This is a genomic window from Caulobacter sp. GW821-FHT10E02 (assembly GCF_059415225.1).
On sequence record NZ_JBWKMV010000007.1, the window covers coordinates 1 to 5,716 of the forward strand.

A 5,716-nucleotide genomic window follows, 5' to 3' on the forward strand; every position below is an offset into this window, starting at 1 on the left:
CTTGACTGGTTCTGGTGGTTTCTTTAGAAGCTGCCGGCTCTGCCGAAGACCTCCGGGTTGGTTGGCGGATGGGTCAAAAAGTTTTGAAAAAAACGATTTGACACGGAATTCGAGGTTCGCTAGATAGCCGCCTCCGCCGACACCGGGCGCTAAACGGTGGGGCCGCTCCGGCGGTTCGGGTCTTTGACATTGTTGATTTGGAAAGAGAAACGCAGGCGGCGGCGCTCTGGCGGTAGACTTTAGGTCTACCTTCGACGCTGACAAATGCGGTCTCTTGAAGACACCATTTATACCGTGACCGACTTCGGTTGGTCACAGTGTGATGGGAACTCGTCAAGATACTATGCAAACCAGATACCTGATCCTGGGTTTTCCCCCGGGATTGGAAGTCTGATGTCAATGTCAACTCAACCTGAGAGTTTGATCCTGGCTCAGAGCGAACGCTGGCGGCAGGCCTAACACATGCAAGTCGAACGGATCCTTCGGGATTAGTGGCGGACGGGTGAGTAACACGTGGGAACGTGCCCTTTGGTTCGGAACAACTCAGGGAAACTTGAGCTAATACCGGATGTGCCCTTCGGGGGAAAGATTTATCGCCATTGGAGCGGCCCGCGTAGGATTAGCTAGTTGGTGGGGTAAAGGCCCACCAAGGCTACGATCCTTAGCTGGTCTGAGAGGATGATCAGCCACATTGGGACTGAGACACGGCCCAAACTCCTACGGGAGGCAGCAGTGGGGAATCTTGCGCAATGGGCGAAAGCCTGACGCAGCCATGCCGCGTGAATGATGAAGGTCTTAGGATTGTAAAATTCTTTCACCGGGGACGATAATGACGGTACCCGGAGAAGAAGCCCCGGCTAACTTCGTGCCAGCAGCCGCGGTAATACGAAGGGGGCTAGCGTTGCTCGGAATTACTGGGCGTAAAGGGAGCGTAGGCGGACTGTTTAGTCAGAGGTGAAAGCCCAGGGCTCAACCTTGGAATTGCCTTTGATACTGGCAGTCTTGAGTACGGAAGAGGTATGTGGAACTCCGAGTGTAGAGGTGAAATTCGTAGATATTCGGAAGAACACCAGTGGCGAAGGCGACATACTGGTCCGTTACTGACGCTGAGGCTCGAAAGCGTGGGGAGCAAACAGGATTAGATACCCTGGTAGTCCACGCCGTAAACGATGAGTGCTAGTTGTCGGCATGCATGCATGTCGGTGACGCAGCTAACGCATTAAGCACTCCGCCTGGGGAGTACGGTCGCAAGATTAAAACTCAAAGGAATTGACGGGGGCCCGCACAAGCGGTGGAGCATGTGGTTTAATTCGAAGCAACGCGCAGAACCTTACCACCTTTTGACATGCCTGGACATCCAGAGAGATCTGGCTTTCCCTTCGGGGACTGGGACACAGGTGCTGCATGGCTGTCGTCAGCTCGTGTCGTGAGATGTTGGGTTAAGTCCCGCAACGAGCGCAACCCTCGCGATTAGTTGCCATCAGGTTTGGCTGGGCACTCTAATCGTACTGCCGGAGTTAATCCGGAGGAAGGCGGGGATGACGTCAAGTCCTCATGGCCCTTACAAGGTGGGCTACACACGTGCTACAATGGCGACTACAGAGGGCTGCAATCCCGCGAGGGGGAGCCAATCCCTAAAAGTCGTCTCAGTTCGGATTGTTCTCTGCAACTCGAGAGCATGAAGTTGGAATCGCTAGTAATCGCGGATCAGCATGCCGCGGTGAATACGTTCCCGGGCCTTGTACACACCGCCCGTCACACCATGGGAGTTGGCTTTACCCGAAGGCGCTGCGCTAACTCGCAAGAGAGGCAGGCGACCACGGTAGGGTCAGCGACTGGGGTGAAGTCGTAACAAGGTAGCCGTAGGGGAACCTGCGGCTGGATCACCTCCTTTCTAAGGATGCTTCTCCAGCCTCTCACGAGGCTATTGAGGCTCCAATTAGTGCGCTAGACGCACACAAATGAGCGGATCGCCGCCGTCTTCGTTTCTCTTTCCACTTGTTTCGGACCGTTAGGTTCGGGACACGATCGCGAGCCCTGGAGCGGGTCTAGTCATTGACTGGATCTTATCTGAGCGGCCTATGGGCCCGTAGCTCAGTTGGTTAGAGCGCACGCTTGATAAGCGTGAGGTCATAAGTTCAAGTCTTATCGGGCCTACCACTCTTTCCACATACGGACCGCAACCGACCAGCTCCCCGCTGGGCAAGCAACTCACACCGAGTGTGAGGGGCCATAGCTCAGTTGGTAGAGCGCCTGCTTTGCAAGCAGGATGTCGTCGGTTCGAATCCGTCTGGCTCCACCATTCTCTCCTGTCATCCGGACAGTCGAAGAGATCGCGATCGAGGAATGATCAAGTTTGCACTGGCTCTTCGAGCCAGCTGCGAAATGACATTGTGAAGGCAGGGTTCCTCCGCCAACCGTAGCTCACCCCTGGGATACGGACCTGGTTTAAGGATGGACTTAAGAAGACATCATTGTCTGACTAAAGGTAGAGCTCATGCTCGATCCCTTCCCGCGCGATGCGGCTAGGGTCGATTATGCATGGGTTTTGCTGAGAACGATCAAGCGCATAAGGGCTTCTGACGGATGCCTTGGCATTGAGAGGCGATGAAGGACGTGGCACGCTGCGATAAGAGCCGGGGAGGCGCGAGCACCCTTTGATCCGGCTATCTCCGAATGGGGAAACCCACCTTTATGGTCACCCAACTTAGTCTTGCCCTCGGGCAAGGCCAGGATTGGTTGATCAGAAGAGGTATAATGGGCTGAATACATAGGCTCCATTAAGCAAACCCGGGGAACTGAAACATCTCAGTACCCGGAGGAAAGGACATCAACCGAGACTCCCGTAGTAGTGGCGAGCGAACCGGGACCAGGCCAGTGCTGTCGTGACATAAAGCTGAATGTGTTGGGAAACACAGCCATAGTGGGTGATAGCCCCGTAAGCGTCAAATAGCGACAGACTCGAGTAGGGCGGGACACGTGAAATCCTGTCTGAACATGGGGGGACCACCCTCCAAGCCTAAGTACTCCTCAATGACCGATAGCGAACAAGTACCGTGAGGGAAAGGTGAAAAGCACCCCGACAAGGGGAGTGAAACAGATCCTGAAATCGGAAGCCTACAAGCAGTCGGAGCCACCGAGCGTGGTGACGGCGTACCTTTTGTATAATGGGTCAGCGACTTCATGTGCCGTGCAAGCTTAAGCCGTTAGGTGTAGGCGCAGCGAAAGCGAGTCTGAATAGGGCGAATAAGTACGTCGCATGACGACCCGAAACCAGGTGATCTATCCATGAGCAGGTTGAAGGTAAGGTAACACTTACTGGAGGACCGAACCGGTGAATGTTGAAAAATTCTCGGATGACTTGTGGATAGGGGTGAAAGGCCAATCAAACCTGGACATAGCTGGTTCTCCGCGAAAACTATTTAGGTAGTGCCTCGGACGTATTCCTTGGGGGGTAGAGCACTGAATGGATGCGGGCGGCGCGAGCTGTACCAATTCTAATCAAACTCCGAATACCCAAGAGAACTATCCGGGAGACACACGGCGGGTGCTAACGTCCGTCGTGAAAAGGGAAACAACCCTAACCATCATCTAAGGCCCCCAAGTACTGGCTAAGTGGGAAACGATGTGGGTTTGCTTTGACAACCAGGATGTTGGCTTAGAAGCAGCCATCATTTAAAGAAAGCGTAACAGCTCACTGGTCAAGCGAACCTGCGCGGAAAATGTAACGGGGCTCAAGCCAGTCGCCGAAGGTATGGGTGTGCGTAAGCACGCGGTAGCGGAGCGTTCCGTAAGCCGATGAAGGTGAGGCGTGAGCCTTGCTGGAGGTATCGGAAGTGAGAATGCTGACATGAGTAGCGATAAAGAGGGTGAGAGACCCTCTCGCCGAAAGCCCAAGGGTTCCTGCGTAAAGCTAATCTGCGCAGGGTTAGTCGGCCCCTAAGGCGAGGCCGAAAGGCGTAGTCGATGGGAATCAGGTGAATATTCCTGAACCAGTTGGAAGTGACGGATCTGGTAAATTGTCGGGGCTTATTGGATTGCTCCCGGCAGTGAACAGGTCCCTGGAAATAACTCCAACGGAGACCGTACCCGAAACCGACACAGGTGGGCAGGTAGAGTATACCAAGGCGCTTGAGAGAACTGTGCTGAAGGAACTCGGCAAATTGCACGCGTAACTTCGGGATAAGCGTGACTCTCTTTTGGGCAACCAGATGAGAGTGGCACAAGCCAGGGGGTAGCGACTGTTTATCAAAAACACAGGGCTCTGCGAAGCCGCAAGGCGACGTATAGGGTCTGACGCCTGCCCGGTGCCTGAAGGTTAAAAGGAGGGGTGCAAGCTCTGAATTGAAGCCCAGGTAAACGGCGGCCGTAACTATAACGGTCCTAAGGTAGCGAAATTCCTTGTCGGGTAAGTTCCGACCTGCACGAATGGCGTAACGACTTCCCCACTGTCTCCAGCACAGGCTCAGCGAAATTGAATTCCCCGTGAAGATGCGGGGTTCCCGCGGTCAGACGGAAAGACCCTATGAACCTTTACTGCAGCTTCGCCTTGGCGTTAGCAGCAACATGTGTAGGATAGGTGGGAGGCTATGAAACCGGGGCGCCAGTTCCGGTGGAGCCATCCTTGAAATACCACCCTTATTGTTGCTGACGTCTAACCGCGGCCCGTTATCCGGGTCCGGGACATGGCGTGGCGGGCAGTTTGACTGGGGCGGTCGCCTCCCAAAGTGTAACGGAGGCGCGCGATGGTGGGCTCAGACCGGTCGGAAATCGGTCGTCGAGTGCAATGGCATAAGCCCGCCTGACTGCGAGACTGACAAGTCGAGCAGAGACGAAAGTCGGCCATAGTGATCCGGTGGTCCTGCGTGGAAGGGCCATCGCTCAACGAATAAAAGGTACTCTAGGGATAACAGGCTGATTTTGCCCAAGAGTCCATATCGACGGCAAAGTTTGGCACCTCGATGTCGGCTCATCACATCCTGGGGCTGGAGCAGGTCCCAAGGGTTCGGCTGTTCGCCGATTAAAGTGGTACGTGAGCTGGGTTCAGAACGTCGTGAGACAGTTTGGTCCCTATCTGCCGTGGGTGTACGAGACTTGAGAGGATCTGTCCCTAGTACGAGAGGACCGGGATGGACACACCTCTGGTGGACCTGTCATGGCGCCAGCTGTGCAGCAGGGTAGCTAAGTGTGGAATAGATAACCGCTGAAAGCATCTAAGCGGGAAACTAACCTCAAAACAAGGTCTCGCTGAGAGCCGTGGAAGACCACCACGTTGATAGGCCGGGTGTGGAAGTGCGGCGACGCATGGAGCTTACCGGTACTAATAGCTCGATAGGCTTGATCGTTCTTCAGTCAAACCCATGCAAGCGCATGGCTCTACTTCAGACACTGATGTCTTCTTCACAATCCTCTTCCCAACCGGCGCAAGCCGGAAGGGAAAGAGTGATATCCTTTTCGCTGACCTGGTGGCTTTGCCGGGGGTTCCCCACCCGATCCCATTCCGAACTCGGTCGTTAAGTCCCCCTGGGCCAATGGTACTTCGTCTCAAGGCGCGGGAGAGTAGGTCGCCGCCAGGTCCGCCAAAAGGATATCAAACCTCAAGTCCAAAACCCTGCATCACAATCTCAACACCCTGACGCGGGGTGGAGCAGCCCGGTAGCTCGTCAGGCTCATAACCTGAAGGTCACAGGTTCAAATCCTGTCCCCGCACCCAAGG

3 tRNA genes and 3 rRNA genes are annotated in these 5,716 nt (G+C 54.8%); all 6 read left to right on the forward strand.

Annotated elements, in window-relative coordinates:
• Window positions 1–408: 408 nt before the first annotated feature.
• Window positions 409–1,894 (forward strand): 16S ribosomal RNA (locus AC07NI_RS26005).
• 189 nt (window positions 1,895–2,083) lie between these two features.
• Window positions 2,084–2,160 (forward strand) — tRNA-Ile (locus tag AC07NI_RS26010).
• Window positions 2,161–2,226: 66 nt separating this feature from the next.
• Window positions 2,227–2,302, forward strand: a tRNA-Ala gene (locus AC07NI_RS26015).
• A gap of 257 nt (window positions 2,303–2,559) precedes the next feature.
• Window positions 2,560–5,345, forward strand: a 23S ribosomal RNA gene (locus tag AC07NI_RS26020).
• A 116-nt stretch (window positions 5,346–5,461) separates the two neighbouring features.
• Window positions 5,462–5,576: ribosomal RNA gene (gene rrf, locus AC07NI_RS26025) — 5S ribosomal RNA — on the forward strand.
• Together the 16S, 23S and 5S rRNA genes with 3 tRNA genes alongside form the textbook arrangement of a ribosomal RNA operon.
• 60 nt (window positions 5,577–5,636) lie before the next feature.
• Window positions 5,637–5,713, forward strand: a tRNA-Met gene (locus AC07NI_RS26030).
• The last annotated feature ends 3 nt before the right edge of the window (window positions 5,714–5,716 follow it).